Raw genomic sequence first — 24,922 nt, 5'->3', positions numbered from 1 at the left:
TATAATTTTTGAAAATTCATGTATAGAATAATATTTACTCAAAGAATCAACTCCTTTCAATAATATTCTACTCTAATGTCTTATAAAACTCAACATGTGCTTATATAATTTTATAATTTATATTTAACTGTTAATAACCCCTTTTTGTTTTTTATTTCTGTGTGATACCAGTTACTTCATAGCCGGCTTCTTTGATCACTTCGCGGATCTTATCCTCGTCCAGTTTCTCCGGAGCATGGATCACTGTGGTTCCTTTTTCATGGGAGGAAACTACATCTTCCACTCCAAATGCCTCTTTTACTGCCTTTGTCACATGTGCTTCACAATGTCCACACATCATTCCTGTTACGTTTACTGTGATTGTTGTCATTTCTTTGTTCTCCTTGTTTTCTTTTATATTTTCCTGATCTTTTGGATCATGAATTTCACTGTTGCAAAAGTCTGGATTCTCTGCCTTTAGACTTTTGTTTTCTGTTACGTTTTTCATTTCTGCATTAGCTGAAATATAATGGATTTCTTCCACATTCTGTTTTATTTTTTTGTCTCTGGAAGCATCATGTACCTTAAAGAGATTCAGTCTCAATGCATTGGTTACCACACAGAAACTGGAAAGACTCATGGCAGCTGCACCAAACATGGGGTTCAGTGTCCATCCGAAAATCGGAATCCATACACCGGCTGCCAGTGGAATACCGATCACATTGTAGAAGAATGCCCAGAAAAGATTCTCATGGATATTTCTCAGTGTCGCCCGGCTTAAACGTATGGCAGCAGGTACATCACTGAGCCGGCTCTTCATTAATACCACATCTGCGGCATCAATGGCAACATCTGTTCCTGCACCGATCGCAATACCGATGTCTGCCCTGGTAAGTGCAGGGGCATCATTGATTCCGTCTCCTACCATGGCAACCTTTCCCTGTTCCTTCAGAGAACGGATCACACTTTCCTTGCCATCCGGAAGGACACCTGCAATTACATCGTCCACTCCTGCCAGTGCTCCGATCGCTTTTGCTGTGCGTTCATTATCACCGGTAAGCATTACTACCCGGATTCCCATGTTCTGCAGTTCTTTTATTGCCTGAGGGCTGTCTTCTTTTATAACATCTGCCACTGCGATCATGCCGAGAAGCTTCCCGCCTTTCGCAAAAAGAAGTGGTGTTTTTCCTTCTCCTGCAAGTTTTTCTGCCTGCTTCATCAGTTCCGGTGATACAGAGGTTTCATTGCTGATAAATTTCATATTTCCGCCTGTAAGCACATCACTGTTTAATGCTGCACGAAGACCGTTTCCAGGAAGAGCCTGAAAATCAGAAACCTTCTGCAAAACAATCTTTTTCTCCTCTGCGCTGGCAATAATGGCTTTTGCAAGAGGATGTTCACTCTTCTTCTCAAGTGCATAGGCATAGCCTAAAAGCTCTTCCTCTGAGATTCCCTTTGCAGGAACCATATCTGTCACCTGCGGTTCACCCTTGGTGATAGTTCCTGTCTTATCTAATGCAACGATCTGGATCTTACCTGCTTCCTCCAGGGATACTGCTGTTTTAAACAGGATTCCGTTTTTGGCCCCCATTCCGTTTCCTACCATAATGGCAACCGGTGTGGCAAGCCCAAGGGCACAGGGACAGCTGATGACCAGAACAGAAATACCTCTGGCAAGTGCATATCCGAACTCTTTTCCTGCCAGCAGCCAGACAATGGTGGTGACAACCGCAATACTGATAACTGTCGGAACAAAAACTCCGGAAACCCTGTCTGCGATTTTGGCAATAGGTGCTTTTGTTGCAGCCGCATCACTGACCATCTTAATAATCTGGGAAAGAGTAGTGTCCTCACCTACCCGGGTAGCTTCGCATCTGATAAATCCGGACTGGTTTACGGTTGCAGCAGAGACTGCATCTCCCGGATTCTTGTCAACAGGAATACTCTCCCCTGTAAGTGCCGCCTCATTGACAGCACTGTTTCCCTCAAGGACCACTCCGTCCACCGGAATGTTCTCACCGGGACGTACCACAAAAACATCACCTTTTCGGACCTGTTCGATGGGCACTGTAGCTTCCTGTCCATCCCGGACAACAACTGCTGTCTTAGGTGCCAGCTTCATCAGACCTTTCAGTGCATCCGTTGTCTTTCCCTTAGAACGTGCTTCCAGCATTTTTCCAACTGTGATCAGGGTAAGGATCATGGCTGCAGATTCAAAATAGAACTCCATCATGTAATTCATAACTGCTGCAGAATCTCCGTCCACCTGTGCCCTTGTCATTGCAAAAAGTACATAAACACTCCACAAAAAGGATGCCATGGAACCAAGTGCTACAAGGGTATCCATATTTGGTGCACGATGCCACAGACTCTTAAAGCCGCTGATAAAAAATTTCTGATTAATGACCATTATGATTCCGGCGAGAAGAAGCTGCACCAGTCCCATGGCAATATGATTATCATTAAACCATGCCGGAAGAGGCCAGCCCCACATCATATGTCCCATGGAAAAATACATCAGCACAAGCAGAAAGCCTACAGATGCGATCAGCCTTCGTTTCAGTGCCGGTGTTTCATGGTCTTCCAGTGCCTCCTCTGCCACAGAAGCAGATATCTGTTCTCCGGATGCCCCCTTTAAGGATGCTCCATAACCTGCATCCTGTACTGCCTTGATGATCGCACCTGCACCGGCAGTTCCCTCTACTCCCATGGAGTTGGTCAGCAGACTGACCGAACAGGATGTCACCCCCGGAACCCTGGATACGGCCTTCTCCACTCTGCTGCTGCAGGCTGCACAGCTCATTCCGGTTACATTGTATTGTTCCATTTCTATTCCTCCTACGACTTGTTGTTCCTTACCTGATATCTACTGCTCTGTTGCTTTGCAGTCCCCGGATCTTTGTTCTGCTGTACTCTGATGCTATAACAGTCTGAACACAGCTTTCACTTCATCAGTTTCTGCAAAGTAGCCACCAGTTCATCGATCGTCTCATCCTTGCCCCCGCGGATATCTCTTGCCACACAGTTGCGGATATGGCTGGCAAGCAGTTCTTTGTTAAATGCGTTCACTGCTGCGTTGACTGCTGCGGACTGGATCAGGATATCGTTACAGTACGCATCATTCTCCAGCATACCGATAATCCCTCGAATTTGTCCTTCCACACGTTTAAGACGATTGATCAGCTTCTTTCTCTCCTCCTCAGAACGCATTGTATGTTTTGTGCAACAGGGACAGACTTTTTTCTCCTGTGTATCTGCCATATGGGAAATCCTCCTTCTGATTTTTATGTACTCTCGGAATCTTTTTGTACTTGATTTTATGAGAAGATTTTTTGTCAGATGTGCCCGAATTTTTGAGGCGTACGCGGTGCGTACGTTGATAAAATTCGGGCACATCTGGCGAAAAATCAGCCATAAAAGCAAGTGCAATAAAGACTCCGAGAGTACATTTTTATAAATAAGCTCTGTTTTATATAAATTTCTGAAACATATAACGATTTCAAAATACCCTTACGGGGTATCTTTACAGTAGTCACTATATACCCTTATGGGGTATTTGTCAATACTGTTTTTTCATATCGGAAACAAAAAGATTACCGTGAACAGAGTAAGCAGCAGTAATACAAAAAAGAGCTCTCACAGAAAATAACCGCCGGTAATATTCTGCCGGTAATTATTTTTCGCGAAAGCTCAAAGACCTATACTCTATGCACTTTTCTTCTGACAAAATAAAAACAGGTGACCTGCATAATGATCGTCAGCATCCAGGATGCAGGATAGGAAATAAACAGAACAGCCAGTGATCTGTGATGCGGGAATATTCCAAATATCCATACGATCCTGGTTCCTACTGTTCCGATCACTGACAGGATCATTGGAACGCCGGAATGTCCCATTCCACGCAGGGCACCCGGAAACAGATCCATAATCCCGCAGAGAAAATAAGGTACGGTAGTGTAAGACAGGATTTCCAGTCCGCAGCGAATCACTTCCGGATCGGCAGTATAAATCTTAAGGATTTCAGAACCGAAGAAATATGCACCGCATCCAAGGGAAAAGGAGGTAACTACGGAAATAATAAGACAGTCGACCAGAACCTTATCCATACGTTTAAATTTATGCACACCATAGTTCTGACTGGTAAAACTCATACACGCCTGTGTGACAGAGTTCACCGCCACATACAGAAAGCCAAAAATATTATTGGCCGCCGTATACCCTGCCATGGCGGTCGATCCAAAGGAGTTAACCGAGGACTGAAGCAGAGCATTTGACAGATTAATGACTGTGCTCTGGATCCCGGCCGGAATCCCAACCTGGAAAATCTGTTTTAAGTAAACAGTATTGATCCTTAATTTTCCAAAATGAAGCTGGTAGCTGGTTTTCGATGTACGCAGACATCTGAGTACCAGAATGCAGGAAATTAACTGGGAGATCACAGTAGCAATGGCTACACCCGCCACATCCATATGAAACATGATCACGAGGATCAGATTCAGTACGGCATTTACAACACCGGAAATAACCAGAAAGATCAGTGGACGTTTCGTATCTCCTACAGCCCGCAGAATCGCAGCTCCATAATTATAAAGCATAAAAAACGGCATACCCAGAAAATAGATTTTCATATACAGTGCAGACTGTCCGATCACATCATCCGGGGTACCCATCAGTTCCAGAGCCCATCTGGAAAAAATCAGTCCCACAAATGCCATGACGATACCGCTTACCAGTGCAAGAGTTACAGCCGTATGAACGGTATCTGACATTTCACGGTCTTTTCCTGCCGCATAGAACCGGGCAGCAAGTACATTCGCACCAAGTGAGATACCAATAAACAGATTGGTAAACACATTGATCAGTGCTGTGGTTGAGCCTACGGCTGCAAGTGCCTGACTTCCGCTAAATCTTCCCACCACTATGATATCCACAGCATTAAACATCAGCTGCAGGATTCCGGACAGCATCAGCGGCAGTGAAAAGGAAATCAGCTTGTCCATGATGGTTCCGTTACACATATCTATTTCGTATTTATTTTGTTTCACTTTTATCTTCCACCCTTTATATCCAAATTGATATGGGCTTCTGTAGAAGTCCTTTATATTACTGTTCGTAAACAGTTAGTATTTTTCAATGTTTTTATTCTGCAAGGCTTCCGAAATAATAGAATCCCTTGCAGGTATCCAGTTTTACTTTTACATATTTACCGATCAGATCCTGACATCCCGGGAAATGGACCAGAAGGTTATATTCTGTTCTTCCTGTAAAGATACCTTTTTCTCTGCTTTCCTCCTCTACGAGGATCTCCTGAACAGTTCCCTCGAAACGGGAAGAAGCCTTTCGGCCTTTTTCCTGAACCAGAGCCAGAAGACGGTCAAAACGGTCTTTTACTACATCCTCAGGTACCTGATTCTCCATTTTGGCAGCAGGTGTGCCGCTTCTTTTGGAATAAATAAAGGTAAACGCAGAATCAAAATCGCATTTTTCCACAACGTCCAGAGTATCCTGGAAATCCTCTTCCGTTTCTCCCGGAAAACCTACAATGATATCTGTAGTAAGGGAAATATCCGGTACGGCATTACGGATCTTGTCTACAAGTTCCAGATACTTTTCTTTGTCATAACGGCGGTTCATGATCTTTAAGATTCGGCTGCTTCCGGACTGCATGGGAAGGTGAAGGTGATGGCACACTTTTTTGCTCTCTGCCATTGTCCGGATCAGTTCATCAGACAGATCCTTCGGATGGGAAGTCATGAAACGGATTCTCTTTAATCCTTCAATTGCTTCCACCTGTTTCAGAAGCTGTGCAAAAGTAACCGGATGTTCCAGTGTCTTTCCATAGGAATTAACATTCTGTCCCAGAAGCATAACTTCCGTTACACCGTCAGCCACCAGACCCTTGATCTCTTCTATGATCGCCTCCGGTTCGCGACTCTTCTCTCTTCCTCTTACATATGGTACAATACAGTAACTGCAGAAATTATTGCAGCCAAACATAATATTGACACCCGTTTTAAAGGAATATTTACGGTCAGAAGGCATACCCTCCACGATTTCATCAGATTCCTTCCAGACATCAATGATCTGTCCCTCCGTATTTAAGCTTCTGTAGAAAAGCTCCGGAAACTTATGGAAGTTATGGGTACCGAAAACCAGATCAACAAAAGAATATTCTTTGTGGATCTTCTCAATTACTTCCGGCTCCTGCATCATGCAGCCAAACAATATAATCTTCAGTTCAGGATTCTTTTTCTTAATACTTTTCAGATGGCCAAGATGACCGTAAATCTTCAGGTTTGCATTCTCCCGGACTGTGCAGGTGTTATAGATGACAACATCTGCATCTTCTTCTCTGGATACTTCTGTATAGCCCATACGTTTCACGATACCGGCCACTGTATCCGTCTGCAGGGAATTCATCTGGCAGCCTGCATTCTGGATAAAGAAAGCTGGCGCCTTTTCATATTTTTCCTTCACAAGCTCTGTACATTTATTGATATATTCTAACTGTATTTTACTTTCCTGTGTATTATTATTCACTATTGATTCCTCATCTTTCTGTTTACAACATTTCGGGGCACTCTTTTTATCATACAGAATCTATGGCTTTATGTCAAACGCTAATCTCTGTTTTTACATGTTTTTATTACTTTTTATTTTCAGAGACTGTTTTTCTTTGACTGTGTGACGGATTTATGCGTTTGCCAATATGCCGCTGTTTAAAGAATAAAGATATTCAAGTGGAATCAGACGCAGTTCTTCCATATCGTCCTTGCGGTATTCCGGAATCTCAATTGCCAGAGAGGGCTGACGGATTACTTCCGCATAAAACTGTTCCGGAGATCCCATCTCAGGTTTTGCTCCGGCTTTTTTGACTCTCGCACCACCTGCAATCCCTTTTTCCAGACGATAGCCGGAACATTTCTGTAAATGCCTTGCCAGTCTGTAATTTTTCTGATTGTAGGCAAAGCCTTTCTCCTGTCTGCAGTAAACGATCTTCCCTCTGGAATAACTGAATGTAAGCAGGCCAAGGCTTGAATATTCCTGAAAAATGCTGATCAGGGCACGAGTCTCATTCTCACTGGCAGGCTCCTGATTCACTCTTTTCCGCTGATAATAATTAGTCGGAAAATTTCTGCGCAGATCAATTCCCCTGGCATTACATTCATACTCTTCCACAGGCCTGTCCTGCATTTTCAGCATCTGTCTGTGGATGGGATTATGTATGGCACCATATCCATATTCGCATATCTCATAGCTGTCAGGATTCAGCATGGGAATCATACAGATACGAACCTTATCCAGAAGTTTACGAACTTCATAACTTTCTCCGATGGTCCAGTTGCTTTCATAGGATCTGCAGTAATCTTTTGCAATAGACAAAAGATATTCCGGGAGATTTCTGTCTCCGCTTTCCACTCCGCTCAGACAGATAATGCAGGTATCACCCTTTCCAATCTCAAGCATGGGGATCATTCTGTCATCATGACTTCTTCCGATCACTCTGAACTGGACAAAATTTCCATATCTCTGTCCGAGTTCCCACAATGCGAAGTATATTTTTTCATAAGTTCCCATCTGTTCTGTTGACATACATTCTTTCCTCCTTTTTGGCAAATGTTCAGCAGCCTGGATCAGATTCCGGATTCTGACCTGTATGGACGGCTGAATGGCTGCCTTATTATTATATATATGAAAAGAGACAGGCCATAAGACCTGTCTCTTAAAAATAATTGAATTATATTTACATTTCTTTTTTACGTCTTCTTATCAGTACATAACCACCTGCAAGAACAGAAGCAGCAGCAAGAGCCAGCATAGTTCCGATCGGTGATTCATCACCTGTGGATACTGCTGATTTCGCTGTTCCGTTTGTTCCATCTGCATAGGTGGTAGGAGTTACATCTGTAGTTCCTCCATCTGTAGTTCCGTCGCCGGATCCGGTTCCGTCTCCGCTTGTTCCGTTTGCACCTGGTGTGGTAGTGGCCTGTGTCAGAGGAGCTGCCTTGAACTGATAGGGCAGAACTTCGGAAGCATCTGTTTCCTGCCAGTCATTTCCACTGTATACCTGTTTTGCATATTTAATGTAAATAGTATATGCTTTCTCGGCATCTGTATAAATACCACTCTTGGCACCAATTTTCCAGGATGTGTTCCAGGTTGACGGGTTAGAAGACATACTCCATCCTACAGGCACCCATCTGACATCACCTTCCCCTGGATTATTGTTCTGTGTACCTGCACCGATTACCTTGAAGTCATAGAAAGTATTCGGATAGAACACAAGTGCTTTCTCAAATCCCTGTACAACACTCTCTTTTACATCGGGTACTACCGGAGTATGAGATGGTGTAGGTGTAACAGGACGTTCTTTTGAATCAGGCTGGAACATGACAGAGCCATAATTACTCTTATCCTTATCACTGATCACACATACATAAATATCAACATCATAGTCAGGAAGATCAGTAACTTTTGCTGTTACATTTGTATCAGCCTCAATAGGCGCGCCTACTCTGGAAGTATCGATTGTTGGTGCTTTCTCACCACGTTTTACCCAGTCTATATAATAGGTACCTTTTACATTTGACTGGAACTTAATTTTAACAGTACCACTTCCTGACCATTTGCATTCTTTTCCTGTTACTTTCAGTTTTTCTTCTGCAGGAGTTGGGGTAGGGGACGGTTCTGTTGTACTGACTAAAGTTCCGTCTTCTCCGATTTTAAGGCTGGAATCTCCCTCATATGTAATCTGAGAAAGAACATCCGCCAGTTTCACATCAGTAACAGCGTCACCCAGCTTTACGACTGTTCTTCCGGCGTTAGCCTCCTGAACAGCAACACCAATGGCAGAACCTGTAACAGCACCGCTTACATTGATCACACCGTCTTTAGCAAGCACAAGATTACTTGTAGCTTCAAAAGAATTTGTGACTGTATTTCCTGTAATACTTAAGGTTCCCTGAATATTTACAGTTCCTTCACTGTAAATTGCACCGCCTGTTGCAGCAGAGTTTGCTGTAATCGTGCCATTCTGAAGATATACATTTGCACCGGCTGCATTATTAATCGCACCACCATTTCCTGTCGTGCTGTTTGCTGTGATCGTACCTCCTAAAAGATATGCATTCGCACTGTTATTGATTGCACTGCCATCTCCTGTTGTAGTATTACCTGTCAGAGTTGCTCCATCAGATAAAGCATAGTTACCACTTATTACTTCAACAATAGAACCTGTAACCCCTTCACCAGTTCCATCAACAATTAAAGTACTGCCAGCAGCGCCGGTTGCCGCATCTTCTGCTGAACCTGCCATCTGAAGATTACCACCATTTACAGTAAACATACTTCCGATAAATCCTGCCGCACGTTTAATAGTCGCATCTTCTGCTGCAACCAGCATAATATTTTTGTTAGAAGGAACATCAACCGTAGCACTGATTTCAATATCACCTTTTACTTTGACATACTTTGTCTCATCGGTCATATCTGCACTGTCAGGTACTGCTTCAAATGCTTCAGCAAGTGTTGCATAAGATTTTCCATCAACTATAATAGCAGTTCCTGTTGCCTCAGCAGCCTGCTCATCAGTTTCTTCAGCAGCCGGTGCCTCTGTAGGATCAGCTGTTGTTTCAGCAGGAGTTTCAGCCGGATCTTCCGGTGTCTCAGCTGGATCTTCGGCTGGTTCCTCAGGAGTTTCAGTCGGATCTTCAGAAGGTTCTTCTGTATCTGCAGAGTCAAGTTCACCTTCGGCTGATGTCTCAGCAGCAGCATCTGCTGCAAATGTGGCTGTCGGTGCCATTCCTACAGACAGGGCACCTGCCATTAATAATGCAAAAAGTTGTTTTTTTCTCATTGTATGTCCTCCCATAGATGAGTTTTAGTTAAAATCACTACTGACACCATCCGATTTCTTATTCCCCACGAAGCAGTCAGTAATCCCAAATCTGAATTGAAGTATAGCACATCCCTCAGAAAAAATCAATGTGCCGTCTATGGGCGTACCTGTCCGTTTCCATAGATGATATATTTCGTTGTGGTCAGAGCCAGAAGTCCCATAGGTCCCCTCGCATGAAGCTTCTGTGTGCTGATACCGATCTCTGCCCCGAAACCGAATTCAAATCCATCTGTAAAACGTGTGGAGGCATTGACATAAACTGCCGCAGCATCCACTTCATCCAGAAACTTCTGTGCATGTTCATAATTATTGGTAATAATTGCCTCTGAATGTTTTGTATTATATTTATTGATGTGAGCGATCGCCTCTTCCACAGAAGAAACCACTTTAATAGAAAGAATATAATCCAAATATTCTTTGCCCCAGTCTTCTTCTGTTGCGTGTACAGCTCCCGGGATCAACGCATAAGCCGCTTCATCTGCGCGGATCTCCACATGTTTCTCCTGCAGGCGCTTTGCAAGGACTGGAAGCAGGGCATCCTTTACATCTTTATGTACAAGAACAGATTCGCAGGCATTGCAGACGCCTACTCTCTGAGTCTTGGCATTCATGATAATGTCTGCTGCCATCTCAAGGTCTGCGGTTTCATCCACATAAATATGGCAGTTTCCAGTACCGGTCTCAATCACAGGGATGGTGCTCTGCTCCACTACGGCTTTGATCAGGCCTCTGCCGCCTCGCGGGATGAGTACATCCACATACTGGTTCATTTTCATGAATTCTGCTGCTGTCTCTCTGGATGTATCAGAAATCAGCTGGATCGCATCCTCTGTCACGCCCTGTTCATTCAGAGTTTCCCTGATACAGTTTACAATTGCCTCGTTGGAATGGATCGCATCACTTCCACCCTTTAGGATTACCACATTACCGGTCTTAAAGCAGAGTGCAAATGCATCCGCAGTTACATTCGGTCTTGCTTCATAGATAATTCCGATCACGCCAAGAGGTACTCTCTTCTGCCCGATCAGCAGTCCGTTTGGGCGTTTTTTCATCCCGGTTACTTCCCCGACAGGATCATCCAGGGCTGCAACCTGACGCAGGCCCTCTGCCATTCCTTCAATCCTGCTCTCTGTGAGAAGAAGCCTGTCGATCAGCCCCTCAGGCATATGATTCCTTTTTCCGGTTTCTACATCCAGCCTGTTGGCACTGAGCAGAGTCTGTGCGTCCTCTACCAGTTTGTCTGCTACTGCAAGAAGCACTTCATTTTTTTTGTTTGTAGAAAGATTTCTCATTTCTGTTTCAGCTGCCTTCGCATTCATGCCAAGGCGGTTCAGCATTTCATTCATGTTCAGTTCCCCTTTCAGTCAGTAAGATAGCATATCTCCTCTTCTGTTACTATGATCTGCGGACAGATATCAGTAGGTTCTGTGGGAACCTCCGGCAACATCTGAAAAGAAAATGCAATGGCAATTCTTTCAAGCTGCGGATGTTTTTCAAGATAACGGTCATAGAAGCCACCACCGTATCCGACTCTGTGGTTTGCTCTGTCAAAAGCTACTCCAGGCATGATCATAAGAGCCTTGGACCAGTTAACGATCTCCCCTGATACAGGCTCAGGAATCCCAAAATATCCGGGTTCCAGCCGGGCAAAGTCTGTCAGCTTATAAAATACCATATCCTTTCCCACAACCTTGGGAACTGCAACCTCCTTGCCGGCCTTCCATGCTTCTTTTATAAGATACTCTGTGACAACTTCATGGTTGTAATCTGCATATACCAGAATGCGGTCCGCATTCTTAAATGCAGGAAGTGCGGTCACTTTGTCAGTAATCGTGAGGCTCATTGCCTCTATCTGTTCATCTGTGCGCAGCTTTCTTTCTGCGAAAATCTTCTTTCTAATGTCTTTTTTTGATTCCATATTTTTCACCCAGATTAATGATTGTTCCGTCTTCCTGCTGAACATCCACATTGTCCAGCTGAGCGCGAAGGTTCATGCGGACAGATGCAATATATTCCTTGCGCAGCAGTTCTCTTTCTTTTTTCTCTTCTTCAGTAAGCCCCACACTTTTGGCCTTATGTGCAAGTGCATTAATGCGGTCGATTTTCTCAACTTCCATAGTTCTTCCTCCTGTTTTTTGTCTGCGGCAGTCTGTCTGTAAACACTGCCATTTACTTTGTGAATGTCATTTGGCACCGGTAAATTTCCGGTATTATAACAATCTGTCAATAATATCGATCAGATAAACTTCTTCTTTGGACTGGCTTACAAACAGCGTACCGTACCTGCGTCCCTCTGTGATCTTATGGATAATATGGAAATCAGCTCCGTTTGCGATCACCATATCTACGCCTGCTGCAGAAGCGATCTGTGCTGCTGTCAGCTTAGTAGCCATTCCGCCGGTTCCTACCTTGCTTCCGGACGTACCTTTTCCCATGTTAAGCAGATTGTCATCCAGATTTTCTACCACATCAATGAATTTTGCATCAGGATTTGTATTGGGGTCATCTGTAAAAAGACCATCAATATCTGATAACAGGATCAGCAGATCTGCCCGTACAAGTGCGGCAACCATTGCAGACAATGTATCATTATCTCCGAATTTCTCCAGATTCTGAAGCTCATAGGTGGAAATGGAGTCATTCTCGTTTACAATGGGAATCACTCCCAGACTGAGCAGTTCATTGAAAGTATTCTGAGCATTCTTTCGGTTAACATTATTAACCATAGTATTTTTGGTCATAAGGATCTGAGCGGAAAGCTGATTATATTCAGAAAAAAGTTTCTGATAAATCATCATCAGTCTGGCCTGTCCTACTGCTGCACATGCCTGTTTTCCTTTCAGTTCTGTGGGTTTCTCATGCATTCCAAGAGCTGCCACACCTGTTGCTATAGCTCCTGAAGAAACCAGTATGACATCTTTTCCCTGATTGCGAAGGTCACTGAGCTCTCTTGCCAGCACTTCCAGTTTGCGAAGGTTCAGTCTTCCTGTCTCCGAATGAGTCAGGGAAGAAGAACCGATCTTAATTACAATACGTTTTTTATCTTTAAGTCGTTCCCGGTAATTCATCTTTTTGTTACTCCATATAAATATATTTTTTGTAACTGTTCAGTGTCTTTACAGTTACGAGACAAAATCCATCAGAAATTGCCTGCAATAACAGAATTTGAAGATCAGCGTGTAATCCCAAGCTCCTCCAGGGCTTTCGCCTGTTTTGCCTCCATGACTGCTGCTTCCCCGGGAGTCATATGGTCATATCCTAGCAGATGCAGCATACTGTGTGCAACCAGAAAACAGAATTCTCTTGTCACACTGTGTCCGTATTCCTCTGCCTGCGCAAATACCTTGTCAACTGAGATCATGATATCTCCAAGAAGAAGTTCGTCTGTATCCAGATCAAAGTAAGATTCATCTTCCTCCACAATATCATATCCTGCCGGTGTCTCAAAAGGAATCATAGGGAAGGATAAAACATCCGTAGGTCTTGCGATATCGCGAAACTCAGTATTAACTCTCTCAATCTCTTCGTTATCTGTAAGTACAAGATTCACCTGTGCATCATAGGGACATTTTTCCATTTCAAGAACCTTGTCAGCTACCTTTACTGCCAGTGTCTCATAGTCGATCCCCAGTTCACGCTCTGTTTCATAATCAATCTGCATGTTCATCGTTCATTTACCCCGTTTCTGCGTCTTGCCGGTCTTTCAGGTTTTTGTTTCTTCTCATATGCATCATAAGCCTGTACGATCTGCTGTACCAGAGGATGACGGACAACATCCTTGCTGGTAAGCTGGCAGAAGCCAATGTCATCTATTTTTTTCAGTACTTTCATTGCCACGTCAAGTCCGGATGTGGCATCTCTTGGAAGATCTTTCTGTGAGGCATCTCCGGTGATGATAACCTTGGAACCAAATCCGATACGTGTCAGGAACATCTTCATCTGTGCCGGAGTAGTATTCTGTGCTTCATCGAGAATGATAAATGCATTATCCAGTGTACGTCCGCGCATATATGCAAGCGGTGCAACCTCGATCAGGCCACGCTCCATATTTTTCGCAAAGCTGTCCGCTCCCATGATCTGGTACAGTGCATCATAGAGTGGTCTCAGATAAGGATCTACCTTGCTCTGCAGATCTCCCGGAAGAAATCCCAGCTTCTCACCGGCCTCAATAGCAGGACGTGTCAGGATGATCCTGCTGACCTCCTCATTTCGGAAGGCTGTGACAGCCATTGCCATCGCCAGATAGGTTTTGCCGGTACCGGCAGGACCTACACCGAACACGATCATTTTTTTGCGTATCTGTTCTACATAATCTTTCTGCCCCAGTGTTTTGGGCTTAATAGGTCTGCCCTGTATGGTGTTACAGATAAAATCTTTGTCTATTTCTGTGAGAACTTCGTTTCTCTGCTCCATTGCCAGAGAAAGAGCATAATTGACATTCTGTTTCGTGATCGTGTTGCCTCTTTTTGCAAGTACTGTCAGTTCTTCTATCAGTTTCTTCGCAGAAGCCGCATTCTGTTCATTACCAAGTATCTTAAGGATTCCGTCTCTGGAGATCACTGTCACATTCAGTGTTCTCTCAATCAGCTTAAGATGCTCATCAAACTGGCCAAATACATTTGCTTCCAGTTCTGCGGGGACTTCTGTGTGTAATTCAATAATATTGCCAGCCATCCTGTGATGTCCTTTCCTGTTGATAAGTTAATAATGGATTATTGCCTCGTTTATGGACGATAATCAAAGTCCGGTTAAAACCAGATGCATCCATTGTAACACCTCCCTGCAACTTTTTAAATACAAATTTTTATGGAATTTTATGTTATCCGGCTTTTTTCGCCTGTCTGTTCGATGATAAGCAGGGTTCCTCCGGTAATGCACAGAGATTCTGTCAGCCTGGTAGTAATATGATTTTCACTGATCTTAATGCCATTTTGAAGCAGCTTCTTTTCATATTGATGAAATCTTCGCACAGCTTCCTTCTCGGCTTCTTTCCTGGTATAGGTTTCTTCTTTTATTGTATAATCAGTAGTTTCGGTCCATCCGATCCATACAGGAAGTATAAAATTTTCTGTGATACGCAGAGGAATTTCCTCTGTGATACGTTTCTGACCTGTATGTAATGTCGGATACAATCCCAGATACCAGTGCCCAAACCGGAAGTACATTTCTTTTTTCTTTTTGCCGGCAGGGATTTCTGTACGGTATTTTAATGGAAATTCCTGATAATAGGAAATTTGTCTGGAAATAAAAATATCCGCATCTGCATGAACGTATTCCTTTCGCAGGACTTCCTGACTGTCATTCATGATATGAAGTTCCCCGGATACCAGAAGTTCCCCTTTTTTGCAGGAATCCCCGGGCTTTTTTACCGGTATGCCCCTTCGGACGATCATATCTGTGATCACTCCGTCCTTGTCTGCGAGCAGATTACAGGGTGAGGTATTACTGTTGGTTTTTTGGGGAATAATTCCTTCCTGGATATTAAGAATCAGACGGGTTCCTTCTATTCTGGCAGATACCCAGGTAATCTCCGGAAAATTTTTCCGCACAGCTGCTGCAACTTCTGAACAGTTGATCTTTTTTTTGGACATCCCATGGTTTATATCCTGCTTATCCAGAAAATCGAGGATTTCTCCGGTACTGTTTCTGACATTTCCTTCAATATGGATATTCCAGATTCTCCCTGTCAAAAAAAATATCAGGATACCTCCCAGAATCATGCCTGTAAAAAAAGCCTTTCTTTTTTTATTCCTTAAAAAAAAGAAGGGCATTCCCCGTCTCTGTATGATCTGAATATGTACACCTGTTTTATTCCGGAGAGGTCTCAGGCGAAAGAAATCAGCGGCCTGCATTTGTGCCATAAGCTGGCCGTCCTCTCTGTACCGGATCTTTTCCATATAAACTTTTCTGCTTTTGCAGAGATTCAGAAAGCGTTCCAGATTTTCTCCTCTTACAAGGATGATCACATAACCATATATTAATTTCAAAAATTTCAACATTCGCTGTCACCCGCTTTTATATCATAAATACTTCCCGTCACTTTCATTGCACTGGAATTGTACCAGCGGATTTCAAGATTTTTCCCGGATATGGTCACTTTTCCGCAAAAAGACTGTATCACAATTTCAGAAGGTGTATATTTAAAAACAGATTTATAATTTTCGATAACAGCTTCCGTCTGACCGGTCAGTGTGACGATCGTTTCATTATATGCCAGATCAGGCGGAAGTTCTAATGCCAGCACCATCCGGTTTTTCCATTGTCCTGCTTTTTTCATAAAAAAAGCTCCCCCGGCTTTTACTATCAGTCTATGCCGGAAGAACTTTCTTTAAAACACGTTTCAGCAGCAATCATCGAAACAAAACCATAGAAAACCACAGAATTGTATTTCCACCCAGATTATATTCCATAGATTCACGCTCTACAATCTCATTTACTACTACACCATGACTTTCCAGACATGGATGCATCCGGTCAGGATATCTGCATGGCTTTCCCTCTTTATAGGCACATTTTTCACAGATATCACAGGATTCTGTAGACAGGATATAAGTTTCATACCCTTCTTTATTCAGATATTTTCCCACCTCTGTAGTCAGGTCCTCGTGTGCCCGTCTTGTAGAAAGCATTTCTTCCATGTTCATGATATCCGAAACTTCTGCTACACTGGAAAAGAAAACAGCCTGAGGATAACTTTTTATTTTTTTTTCACATTCCTGCAGGGTTCCTACTGCGGGGGGACAGGCCCAGGTAGAATCATAACGTTCGCATTCTTCTTGGCAGATTGTGCGCACGCGTTCCTGAATTGTAATATCTTTTGTGTCCAGTATGCGGTATTCAAAAATCGGGTACTGTGAAATAAATTCTTCAAATTTTTCTGTGTTCATAGTTTGCTTCTTTCTTTTGAACTTATTGGTACAATCGTTTATTTATGATAGGGTTCGTGATTCATAATGCGGTAGCTTCTGTATATCTGTTCCAGAAGGATCATCTGCATCAGCTGATGCGGAAAAGTCATTCTGGAAAAGCTTAGCTTATAATCTGCGCGTTTCAGAACACTCTCACTCAGTCCTAATGAACCTCCGATCACAAATGCAATGGAACTGATACCGGAAACTCCGAGTTTCTCAATTTTTTGAGAAAGTTCTACAGAATCCAGCATTTTTCCGTCAATTGCCAGTGCGATAACATAATCCTGTTCGCGTATATGTTTCATCAGACGTTCGCCTTCTGTATTTTTAATCTGTGTGTTCAGTGCTTCTGACGCTTTGTCCGGTGTTTTTTCATCTGCTACCTGACAGAAGGTCAGCCTGCAGTATCTGCTCAGTCGTTTGGCATATTCTGCGATTCCGTCACACAGATATTTTTCTTTGATCTTTCCAACTGTAACAATACGGATTTCCATGATCTTCTTCCTTCTACTATAATAAAATCAGCGATAAAATCACAGTATTTTTAATACTGCAGATAATATTCCATGGTAGTCATTTTACTGGTCTTGCCATTTGCTGCAACAAGAATGACATTCAGCTTATGGTAACCCACAGCCATGGAGATTGGCTGTTCATAAACAGTGCTGTTAAGATCCGGTGCAGAATCAAATGCATAATATGCTTTACATCCATCCGGAACAGTGATCTTAATCTCTGTTTTTTTATTGTAATCCCCTGATTTAGGTGTTACTTTAGGGGCTTTCGGTGCATTTAAAACAATCACATACTTTCTGCTGATCACATCACTTTCGATATTTTTATCATTTACACCAAAGGCTTTTATTTCGGTTGTGCCTTCTCTCAGAATAATAGGTTCTGTATATACTTTACTCTTTCTGGTAGGTGTGCTTCCATCTAATGTGTAATAAATCTTTTGGCAGTTACCCTTCAGTTCCAGAGTCTGCGTCGTAGTGTAGGTTCCGGGTGCCAGATTTGATACAGGTGTTTCACAGATATATTCTGCACAGGCATTCTGCACATCCCTGTCAGCAGATTTCAGGATCAGCCTGACTTCGTTGATCTTTCCCTCCTGTGTAAGAAGCTTCACATACTCTTTATATATTCCTGTTCCCGCAGTTTTGTTCTGGATAAATGGGCGCAAAACAAGAAGTGCAGATTGTTTATCGCCTGATTTCTCCATACTTTTGGCCAGAAGAAGATTGGCGGCTTCATTTTTGGGATTTTTATCCAGAGCATTTTCTGCAATCCGCTGTGCTTCTTCATAGTTTTGCTGTGCATATTGTTTTTTTGCCCTGGAATATAAGGCAGAAAAAGTATTTAACTGCCGATAACAAAAGAACCCCAGCAGTGTCGCCGCACACAGAAGCAGACATAGAATCTGTTTTTTGCTGAATGTCAGCTTTCTTCTTTTGCGATGTTTGAAATATTTTACAATTTCTGTTTTATGTTTCCTTTCGGATGGGTGGTTCTGCTGCTCCTTTTTCATCAGAGTTTCCACTGTGCTGAATTCTCTTACCCAGGGTATCTCCGCAAGGCAGTAGGGGCAGTACAGAGAGCCTTTTTCCACCTCTTTATGACATTTAGGACATTTCATAGGCAGTCCTCACTTACTGATTTTCCAGATAATTCTGAAACTCCTCCATAGACATAAGAACTTTTCTCGGTTTTGTTCCCTCTTCCGGTCCCACTACACCTGCGTCGCAGAGCTGATCCATGATTCTTGCCGCTCTGTTGAAACCAATCTTAAACATTCTCTGCAACATACCAATAGAAGCTTTCTCTTTCTCTATGATAAACTTACCTGCTTCTTCAAAATGGATGTCCCTTTCATCTCCGGACATACCTGTTGTTACAGGAGAATTTACCTGCTGCTCGATCTGTTGGTTATACTGGACACCCGGATTTTTATCTGCAAGAAATTCAACCACAGCACTTACCTCATCGTCAGATACAAATGCACCCTGAAGTCTTGCAGGCTTCTGATATCCCTGAGGATAAAAGAGCATATCACCTTTTCCAAGAAGCTTCTCGGCTCCGTTCATATCCAGAATTGTTCTGGAATCCACACCGGAAGATACAGAGAAAGCAATTCTGGAAGGCATATTCGCCTTGATCAGACCGGTGATAACATTTACAGACGGTCTCTGTGTGGCAATGATCAGATGGATACCTGCCGCACGTGCAAGCTGAGCCAGACGACAGATAGCATCCTCCACCTCTCCGGGTGCAACCATCATAAGGTCTGCAAGCTCATCCACGATGATCACGATCTGCGGCATTTTCACAGGTTCTTCTTCAGCTCCGGCCGCCTTGATCTGCTCTGCCTTCTTATTATATTCATCCAGATTACGGACACCGTACTCCGCAAATGTATTGTAACGGTTTGTCATCTCCTGTACTGCCCAGTTTAATGCGCCTGCTGCTTTCTTCGGATCTGTCACAACCGGAATAAACAAATGTGGAATTCCGTTATACACACTGAGCTCTACTACTTTAGGATCGATCATGATAAGCTTTACTTCATCCGGATTTGCCTTGTACAGGATACTGATGATAAGTGTATTGATACATACTGATTTACCTGAACCGGTTGCACCTGCGATGAGAAGATGTGGCATTTTGGCAATATCCGCAACTACAGTCTTACCTGCAATATCCTTTCCTACTGCAAAGGAAAGTTTGGATTTTGCCTTCTGAAATTCTTCTGACTGGAGCAGATCTCTGAGCATAACCGTACTGTTCTCTTTATTGGGAACCTCAATGCCCACTGCTGCTTTGCCGGGGATCGGTGCTTCAATACGGATATCAGGAGTGGCAAGATTCAGTTTGATGTCATCTGCAAGACCTACAATTTTGCTGACCTTCACTCCCATCTCAGGCTGAAGTTCATAACGGGTAACTGTTGGTCCGCAGCTCACATTAGTGACAGTCACGTTCACGCCGAAATTGTGAAGTACTTCCTGGAGTTTTTTTGCAGTCTTACGCAGATAGGCATCAGAATCCCCCTGAGCTTTGCTGCTTCCTTTCTTCAGCAGATTTAAGGCTGGAAATTTATATTCTTTTTTTACGGCTGCTTCCTGTCGGGTGATCTCATGCTGAATGTTTACAATTCCGCTCTGTATCTCCTTTTCAGAAGATTTGGGGTTTTTCGAAGGCGGCCGCACTGCCTTCTCATCCTGAAAAGGGGGCAGATCTTCCTCCGGTTCTGAAACCACAGATTTCTTCCGGTCAGTGACAGCATCTTCAAATGGAAGGTCTTCCTGCTGTTGTGATTCATTATCTTCCTCGTATGTATCCGGGGATGTATCCGCTCTGTGAATCTCAAAATTCATCGGAGCATCGATGTATGGTTTATTATCCGCATCATCAGAGGATTTAATCCCTGTGTTCTCGGTATCCTCCGCAGCTTCGGCTGTTTCTGCTGCTGATTTATCTGTATCTGCTGCTTTTTTCAGAAGTTTCCCCTTTTTCTTTGGCTTCTGTTCAGAATAGCCTGTCAGCTTGGTTCCTTCCAGAAAGCCGCCTTTTTTCATTTTTTTTGCTTCCGAAGGATCCATGAGAAAGTCATCATCTGAAAATTCATCATCGCCAATTTCTTCCTCCAGTCTGCGGACTCTTTCTTCACGCCGCTGTTCTCTTATAAGCTGACGTTCTCTGGCACGTTCTTCTCTATATCGCTCACGTTCAGGCTGCCCCTGCATATAGCGCATATGTCTGTCTTTTACAAAATCACACACCTTTATAACCAGCCGCGTTACAAAATCGAGCAGAGAGCGCTGTGTGATAATGATCATACATACAACAAATGCCAGTATAATGATCACATATCCGCCGATAGTTCCAAAAGCAGATGTGACAGAAATACAGATCGCTCCTCCGATCAGACCACCGCCTGTTTTATAATCTGCGCTTAAAGCATAATAATCCAACAAAGTTGTACTCTGCATATATCCGTCTGTGAGAAACTGTGCTGCCCCACACAGAAACAGAAACATCACAAACGCCGCTGCAAGTTTCTTATATGCCAGCCGGTTTGTTTTATTGATCAGAATAAATGCTGATTCAAGGAAAAATACGATTGGAAACAGATATGCCATCAGTCCCATCAGTCCGAAACAGAAATTACTGATCGCATCTCCCACAAAACCACCTGCTCCAAAATTGCTTGCCATCAGGATTACACATGCGGCCAAAATCACAAATAATATGATTTCTGTCTGAAATCTGCCGACTTCCTGTTCCATTGCTGTCTTCTTTTTTGTATTTCTTCCCGAATGCCCGGTATTCTTACTCTTTGATGCTGCCATTCTAAGGCTCCCCTCCTTGATCTTCTCGTAAATATCTTCCCTTTACAGGGCAAAATTTAATGCCAGTGTAATAATACCGACTATAAATGAATAATATGCAAAATAGCGTAATTTTATATTCTGAGTCATGGCTATTGTATTTCGGATAACAAGACATCCCGCAAAACCGGCAATGATCATTGCAAATACATAGGTAAACCCAAGTCCTACCGTCATTTCAGAAGCACCAAAATTTCCGATTTCCGTAAAAAATGCACCTATGATAGCAGGCAGACTCATAAAAACAGAAAAACGAACCGCAAATTTGCGGTTATATCCGCATAACAGTGCAGCACATAATGTAAATCCCATTCTGGAAATCCCCGGAAAGACAGCAAGCCCCTGACAAATTCCAATCCACATGGCGCTGTCATAAGAAGCCTCTCTCGGTCCCTTTTTTCCACCGGATTTATTCAGATCTGTTACCAGAAGAAATACGCCTGTAAGTAAAAATCCGATTCCCGGAACAATCTGAGAGTCTGCGGCCAGAAGAGCCAGCCGTTTTCCTGTAAGTCCCAGAAGTGCTGTTGGGATCATGGAAATCACAAGAAGTGCACCTGTTTTCCGATATGTTCCGGTGACTATTTTGGCATAGCCCAAACTTTCCCCTGTCTTCTTGTTATGGATATATAGATTCAGATTACCGATCATATCCATAAACATCCCCAGAAGTCCCAGTCCGATTTTTTTTAAATCTTTGCGGAACAAAAATATAATTGCTGCCGCACTTCCAAGATGGAGCATCGTTTCTGACAGCAATCCGGTTTCGTGGCCGATTCCCATATATTGTTCCAATATGCATAAATGTCCCAGGCTACTGACAGGAAGAAATTCCGTCACAGCCTGAATGACAGCCAAAAATATCAAATATACAACGATCATAGAACTGATTCCTTTTTGTTTCTCCAAAATTATGGTTTATTATAGCACACTCAGAAAGGCTTTACAATAAAAAGCCCCCTGACTGTCATGTTCACAACGTAGCCAAAATTCATTCATTTTCCTGCTGCTTTTTTTCTTTTTCATGTGCCAGCAGTTCCTGTACCGATTTATGTGCAATCCGGAATTCTTTTTCAAAATAAGCATTGATCTCTGCACCGTATAACAGAAGATTCATACAGATATACAACCATACCATGACCATGATGATCGTCGCAAGGTTTCCGTACATATTACTGAACCCCGGAAAAATCTCAAAATAAAAAGAGAATCCGTATGAAAATATCGACCATGCAACTGCTATGATCAAGGCTCCGGGAATCTGGCTTTTGAATGTGGCTTTTCTGTTCGGAAGAACCTTATACAACATAAGAAAAACCAGAAACAACACACCAAATACCAACAGTGCTCTTGCCCCCAGTATTTTTCCCAGAACTTTTCCAAGAAAAGGAATATATTTTGATACAACTTTCTGTATTTCGTTTCCGAGTACAAGCATAAGCAGAGACACGATTACCGCAATCACCAGTGATAAAGTATAGAATACTGCATAAATTCTGGTTAACAGCCAGTTACGGGTTTCTTTTACGTGATAAATGGTATTTAATCCATTGATGATAGACTGCATTCCTTTTCCGGCAGACCACAGTGCCACAATTGCTGACAAAGGGACAATTGCGGTACTTCTTTTGTATACATCTACCACGATCCCCAGAACAAAACTCTGCAGATTCTCCGGAATAAAAGCAACGATCGCATCTCTGACTACATTATAGGTCAGAGGTGTATACCGTACCAGTGTAGTCAGAAACAGAATACAGGGAATAAAAGACATGATCAGAAAATACGCTGCCTGTGTCGCATAAGCTCCTACGTGATCTCCGGATACACGTTCCATAAACCCGAATAAAAGCCCTGTAACAGACCGGGTTTTATTTTTCTTTTTCATATATGTCTCCATTCTGTTATTTTACAGCAGTCATTTCAGATAATGCATTTATGGTGATTGCTGTAATTATAAAGATAACTGTTTCGAATATCTCTGTTTACTATCATACCATGAAACTGCCGTTATGACAAACATGAATTATGGATAATAAAATCCGGTTCTTTTCATGCTGGAACGCTGTAGATATGAAAAAAACCGGATCAATATGTAATTAGTTTTATGGTCAGATTTTTACTTTTTGATGTAGAAATGATAAGCAGTCACAGAATCATACTGTTCACCTGCATTAAGAATCGGGGAGTGGAAATCTTCAACATTGACCGCATTCGGTTCAACCTGCGTTTCCAGACAGAAAGCATCCCGCTTATTGTAAGTATGACCATTTTTACCATGTTCATTTTCGACAAAATTTGCTGCGTAAAACTGTACACATGGACAGTCGGAAGTGACATCCATGGCAATTCCAGTTTTATCACTGTATGCGGTTGCGATCAGTCTTCTGTTTCCTTTTGCATAGTTGTCTGTCACATAATTGTGGTCATATCCGCCTGTGAATTTCAACTGGTCAAATTCTGCTTCAATATCCTGCCCGATCTGTTTGGCAGTTCTGAAATCCATGGGAGTCCCTGCAACTTCCTCATACACTCCTGTAGGAATGGAATGACTGTCGGCTACAGGTGTATAATATTTTGCATGGATTGTAAGATACTGATCCATGGCGGTTCCGCTTCCCTCACCATTCAGATTGAAATAAGAATGATTTGTCATATTGGCAACTGTCGGCTCATCGCAGATTCCCTGATAATGGATCCTCAGTTCATTGTCTTCCGTAAACTCATATTTTACAGACACATCAAATTCTCCCGGGAAACCATTCTCGCCATCCGGACTTATACGGTTAAATATGACACTGTTTTTATCATAGGCAATCTCAGCCACTTTCCAGAGCTTTTTTTCAAATCCGTCAGGACCGCTGTGAAGATTATTGTCATTCTCATTCTGAGCAAGAACTACTTCTTTGCCATTGACAGAGAATTTCGCACCGCCGATGCGGTTTCCGTTTCTGCCGATGGTTGAACCGAAAAAGCATCCATTTACTTCATAAGATGCCAGATCATCATATCCAAGTACTACGTCTGTTAAAGTACCATCTTTATCAGGTACGCAGACCTTAACCAGGATTGCTCCAAAATCTGTCACTTCCGCATATGCCCCGGATTTGTTTTCCAGATGAAAAATTTTTACTGTTTCCCCAGTCTGTAATACACCGAACTTTCTTTCAGAAACACTCATTGTTTCCAACCTCCCGTATCATAAAATAATATTAAATCCAAAAGATAATAAAAAAGAGCCTCTCTACGGCTCATTTTTACAGTTCCCGAAATGCCGTTCCCTTCCCATTGACGCCTAGCCGCAGCTAGGTGGGTATCCTCAACAGACCTTCTGTCTTCCGCTGCATAATGACGGCCTGACATCCGGCCTGCGATGTTGGATTCCCGTTAAAGTCGATGTAGGTTCAAAAAAAGAAGGGGCCTCGTACATTTCAGGATATTCACTGTTTTTAACTGATTTTTATTATACTCCAGTATATGTTCTTTTTCAACATAAAATGTAGAATTAATTATATTTTTTATAATATGGAGATTATCGGTTACTGTTCACACACCACTATCCCGCGAGGTGTTTTGGCATGAATATGCCAAAATCCCGAGACATACAAGCCAAAATTCCATTGCCGCAGGCAATCTGGAATTTTGGCTACGTTACTGTGAACGGAGTGAACCAATGGTATTTAGATAATCTATACCCTTAGTTAGTCTTAAGGGTCTAACAAAAAGATTACAAAAGCCTTGACTTT

Annotated in this window: 21 protein-coding genes and 1 other RNA gene; all 22 read right to left on the bottom strand. The window is 42.8% G+C overall.

What is annotated here, in order from left to right; genetic code table 11:
* Positions 1–151: 151 nt before the first annotated feature.
* The 22 genes from I4V44_RS15455 to ssrS all read right to left on the bottom strand — a co-directional run bounded on the left by I4V44_RS15455 (position 152) and on the right by ssrS (position 24,617).
* Positions 152–2,806 carry a heavy metal translocating P-type ATPase gene (locus tag I4V44_RS15455; RefSeq protein WP_196002927.1) on the bottom strand — a complete coding sequence of 885 codons (2,655 nt, stop codon included), beginning with the start codon at positions 2,804–2,806 and terminating at the stop codon, positions 152–154.
* Between the two features lie 116 nt (positions 2,807–2,922).
* Complete coding sequence (locus I4V44_RS15450; RefSeq protein ID WP_055057711.1) at positions 2,923–3,240, bottom strand: metal-sensing transcriptional repressor; 318 nt, start codon at positions 3,238–3,240, stop codon at positions 2,923–2,925.
* A gap of 437 nt (positions 3,241–3,677) precedes the next feature.
* Complete coding sequence (locus I4V44_RS15445) at positions 3,678–4,997, bottom strand: MATE family efflux transporter (RefSeq protein ID WP_055052823.1); 1,320 nt, start codon at positions 4,995–4,997, stop codon at positions 3,678–3,680.
* A gap of 121 nt (positions 4,998–5,118) precedes the next feature.
* Positions 5,119–6,519, bottom strand: coding sequence for a tRNA (N6-isopentenyl adenosine(37)-C2)-methylthiotransferase MiaB (gene miaB / locus I4V44_RS15440; protein WP_227226780.1), 1,401 nt, complete (start codon positions 6,517–6,519; stop codon positions 5,119–5,121).
* Positions 6,520–6,672: 153 nt separating this feature from the next.
* The gene (locus tag I4V44_RS15435) at positions 6,673–7,572 is read right to left on the bottom strand and encodes a M14 family zinc carboxypeptidase (RefSeq protein ID WP_008703215.1); all 900 of its coding nucleotides are present in this window, start codon (positions 7,570–7,572) and stop codon (positions 6,673–6,675) included.
* A 151-nt stretch (positions 7,573–7,723) separates the two neighbouring features.
* Entirely contained in the window at positions 7,724–9,835 is a 2,112-nt protein-coding gene (locus I4V44_RS15430; protein ID WP_243280296.1) for an LPXTG cell wall anchor domain-containing protein, read from the bottom strand.
* A 137-nt stretch (positions 9,836–9,972) separates the two neighbouring features.
* Positions 9,973–11,214 (bottom strand): glutamate-5-semialdehyde dehydrogenase, encoded by a 1,242-nt coding sequence (locus tag I4V44_RS15425; RefSeq protein ID WP_369123828.1) that lies wholly within the window; start codon positions 11,212–11,214, stop codon positions 9,973–9,975.
* Between the two features lie 23 nt (positions 11,215–11,237).
* On the bottom strand, positions 11,238–11,795 hold the full coding sequence (locus I4V44_RS15420) for a 5-formyltetrahydrofolate cyclo-ligase (protein ID WP_118330372.1): 558 nt from the start codon (positions 11,793–11,795) through the stop codon (positions 11,238–11,240).
* Positions 11,773–11,994 (bottom strand): DUF896 domain-containing protein, encoded by a 222-nt coding sequence (locus tag I4V44_RS15415; RefSeq protein WP_008703220.1) that lies wholly within the window; start codon positions 11,992–11,994, stop codon positions 11,773–11,775. The genes I4V44_RS15420 and I4V44_RS15415 overlap by 23 nt, the downstream gene beginning before the upstream one ends.
* Before the next feature lie 93 nt (positions 11,995–12,087).
* A complete protein-coding gene (gene proB / locus I4V44_RS15410) occupies positions 12,088–12,945 on the bottom strand; it encodes a glutamate 5-kinase (RefSeq protein ID WP_008703221.1) in 858 nt (285 codons plus the stop codon).
* 104 nt (positions 12,946–13,049) lie between these two features.
* Positions 13,050–13,544, bottom strand: a complete 495-nt coding sequence (gene ybeY, locus I4V44_RS15405; RefSeq protein WP_022381407.1) for an rRNA maturation RNase YbeY — start codon at positions 13,542–13,544, stop codon at positions 13,050–13,052.
* Positions 13,541–14,551, bottom strand: coding sequence for a PhoH family protein (locus tag I4V44_RS15400; protein ID WP_055057716.1), 1,011 nt, complete (start codon positions 14,549–14,551; stop codon positions 13,541–13,543). The genes ybeY and I4V44_RS15400 overlap by 4 nt, the downstream gene beginning before the upstream one ends.
* A gap of 140 nt (positions 14,552–14,691) precedes the next feature.
* Complete coding sequence (locus tag I4V44_RS15395; RefSeq protein ID WP_118330373.1) at positions 14,692–15,876, bottom strand: sporulation protein YqfD; 1,185 nt, start codon at positions 15,874–15,876, stop codon at positions 14,692–14,694.
* Complete coding sequence (locus I4V44_RS15390) at positions 15,870–16,154, bottom strand: YabP/YqfC family sporulation protein (RefSeq protein WP_020993926.1); 285 nt, start codon at positions 16,152–16,154, stop codon at positions 15,870–15,872. Before I4V44_RS15390 ends, I4V44_RS15395 begins: the two co-directional genes overlap by 7 nt.
* Positions 16,155–16,227: 73 nt before the next feature.
* Positions 16,228–16,764: a DUF2284 domain-containing protein gene (locus I4V44_RS15385; RefSeq protein WP_022381410.1), complete on the bottom strand. Its 537-nt coding sequence runs from the start codon at positions 16,762–16,764 to the stop codon at positions 16,228–16,230.
* A gap of 38 nt (positions 16,765–16,802) precedes the next feature.
* Positions 16,803–17,282 (bottom strand): 23S rRNA (pseudouridine(1915)-N(3))-methyltransferase RlmH, encoded by a 480-nt coding sequence (gene rlmH, locus I4V44_RS15380; RefSeq protein WP_196002925.1) that lies wholly within the window; start codon positions 17,280–17,282, stop codon positions 16,803–16,805.
* A 50-nt stretch (positions 17,283–17,332) separates the two neighbouring features.
* A complete protein-coding gene (locus I4V44_RS15375) occupies positions 17,333–18,424 on the bottom strand; it encodes a chitobiase/beta-hexosaminidase C-terminal domain-containing protein (protein ID WP_196002924.1) in 1,092 nt (363 codons plus the stop codon).
* A 13-nt stretch (positions 18,425–18,437) separates the two neighbouring features.
* Complete coding sequence (locus tag I4V44_RS15370; protein ID WP_243280295.1) at positions 18,438–21,137, bottom strand: FtsK/SpoIIIE family DNA translocase; 2,700 nt, start codon at positions 21,135–21,137, stop codon at positions 18,438–18,440.
* A 42-nt stretch (positions 21,138–21,179) separates the two neighbouring features.
* Positions 21,180–22,058: an undecaprenyl-diphosphate phosphatase gene (locus tag I4V44_RS15365; RefSeq protein WP_196002923.1), complete on the bottom strand. Its 879-nt coding sequence runs from the start codon at positions 22,056–22,058 to the stop codon at positions 21,180–21,182.
* 109 nt (positions 22,059–22,167) lie between these two features.
* Positions 22,168–23,064, bottom strand: a complete 897-nt coding sequence (locus tag I4V44_RS15360; protein ID WP_120062094.1) for a YihY/virulence factor BrkB family protein — start codon at positions 23,062–23,064, stop codon at positions 22,168–22,170.
* A gap of 231 nt (positions 23,065–23,295) precedes the next feature.
* Positions 23,296–24,357 carry an aldose epimerase family protein gene (locus I4V44_RS15355; RefSeq protein ID WP_196002922.1) on the bottom strand — a complete coding sequence of 354 codons (1,062 nt, stop codon included), beginning with the start codon at positions 24,355–24,357 and terminating at the stop codon, positions 23,296–23,298.
* Between the two features lie 78 nt (positions 24,358–24,435).
* A non-coding RNA gene (ssrS, locus tag I4V44_RS15350) (6S RNA) lies at positions 24,436–24,617 on the bottom strand.
* Positions 24,618–24,922 lie beyond the last annotated feature (305 nt).

The sequence above is a fragment of the Blautia sp. 1001283B150304_161114_C9 genome, from assembly GCF_015668165.1.
In the GTDB taxonomy this organism is placed as follows: Bacteria; Bacillota; Clostridia; order Lachnospirales; family Lachnospiraceae; genus Blautia_A; species Blautia_A wexlerae.
Note: the sequence above shows the minus strand (reverse complement) of the source record. Positions and strands in the feature narration are given on the sequence as shown.

Coding starts and splice junctions, on each gene's coding strand:
- I4V44_RS15445 (WP_055052823.1), bottom strand. CDS start 4,997: ATGTGTAACGGAACCATCATGGACAAGCTGATTTCCTTTTCACTGCCG.
- I4V44_RS15435 (WP_008703215.1), bottom strand. CDS start 7,572: ATGTCAACAGAACAGATGGGAACTTATGAAAAAATATACTTCGCATTG.
- I4V44_RS15420 (WP_118330372.1), bottom strand. CDS start 11,795: ATGGAATCAAAAAAAGACATTAGAAAGAAGATTTTCGCAGAAAGAAAG.
- I4V44_RS15360 (WP_120062094.1), bottom strand. CDS start 23,064: ATGAAAAAGAAAAATAAAACCCGGTCTGTTACAGGGCTTTTATTCGGG.
- I4V44_RS15355 (WP_196002922.1), bottom strand. CDS start 24,357: ATGAGTGTTTCTGAAAGAAAGTTCGGTGTATTACAGACTGGGGAAACA.
- I4V44_RS15415 (WP_008703220.1), bottom strand. CDS start 11,994: ATGGAAGTTGAGAAAATCGACCGCATTAATGCACTTGCACATAAGGCC.
- proB (WP_008703221.1), bottom strand. CDS start 12,945: ATGAATTACCGGGAACGACTTAAAGATAAAAAACGTATTGTAATTAAG.
- rlmH (WP_196002925.1), bottom strand. CDS start 17,282: ATGGAAATCCGTATTGTTACAGTTGGAAAGATCAAAGAAAAATATCTG.
- I4V44_RS15395 (WP_118330373.1), bottom strand. CDS start 15,876: ATGTTGAAATTTTTGAAATTAATATATGGTTATGTGATCATCCTTGTA.
- I4V44_RS15385 (WP_022381410.1), bottom strand. CDS start 16,764: ATGAACACAGAAAAATTTGAAGAATTTATTTCACAGTACCCGATTTTT.
- I4V44_RS15370 (WP_243280295.1), bottom strand. CDS start 21,137: ATGGCAGCATCAAAGAGTAAGAATACCGGGCATTCGGGAAGAAATACA.
- I4V44_RS15450 (WP_055057711.1), bottom strand. CDS start 3,240: ATGGCAGATACACAGGAGAAAAAAGTCTGTCCCTGTTGCACAAAACAT.
- I4V44_RS15365 (WP_196002923.1), bottom strand. CDS start 22,058: ATGATCGTTGTATATTTGATATTTTTGGCTGTCATTCAGGCTGTGACG.
- I4V44_RS15430 (WP_243280296.1), bottom strand. CDS start 9,835: ATGAGAAAAAAACAACTTTTTGCATTATTAATGGCAGGTGCCCTGTCT.
- I4V44_RS15390 (WP_020993926.1), bottom strand. CDS start 16,154: ATGAAAAAAGCAGGACAATGGAAAAACCGGATGGTGCTGGCATTAGAA.
- I4V44_RS15425 (WP_369123828.1), bottom strand. CDS start 11,214: ATGCTGAACCGCCTTGGCATGAATGCGAAGGCAGCTGAAACAGAAATG.
- I4V44_RS15400 (WP_055057716.1), bottom strand. CDS start 14,551: ATGGCTGGCAATATTATTGAATTACACACAGAAGTCCCCGCAGAACTG.
- ybeY (WP_022381407.1), bottom strand. CDS start 13,544: ATGAACATGCAGATTGATTATGAAACAGAGCGTGAACTGGGGATCGAC.
- I4V44_RS15375 (WP_196002924.1), bottom strand. CDS start 18,424: ATGAAATGTCCTAAATGTCATAAAGAGGTGGAAAAAGGCTCTCTGTAC.
- I4V44_RS15455 (WP_196002927.1), bottom strand. CDS start 2,806: ATGGAACAATACAATGTAACCGGAATGAGCTGTGCAGCCTGCAGCAGC.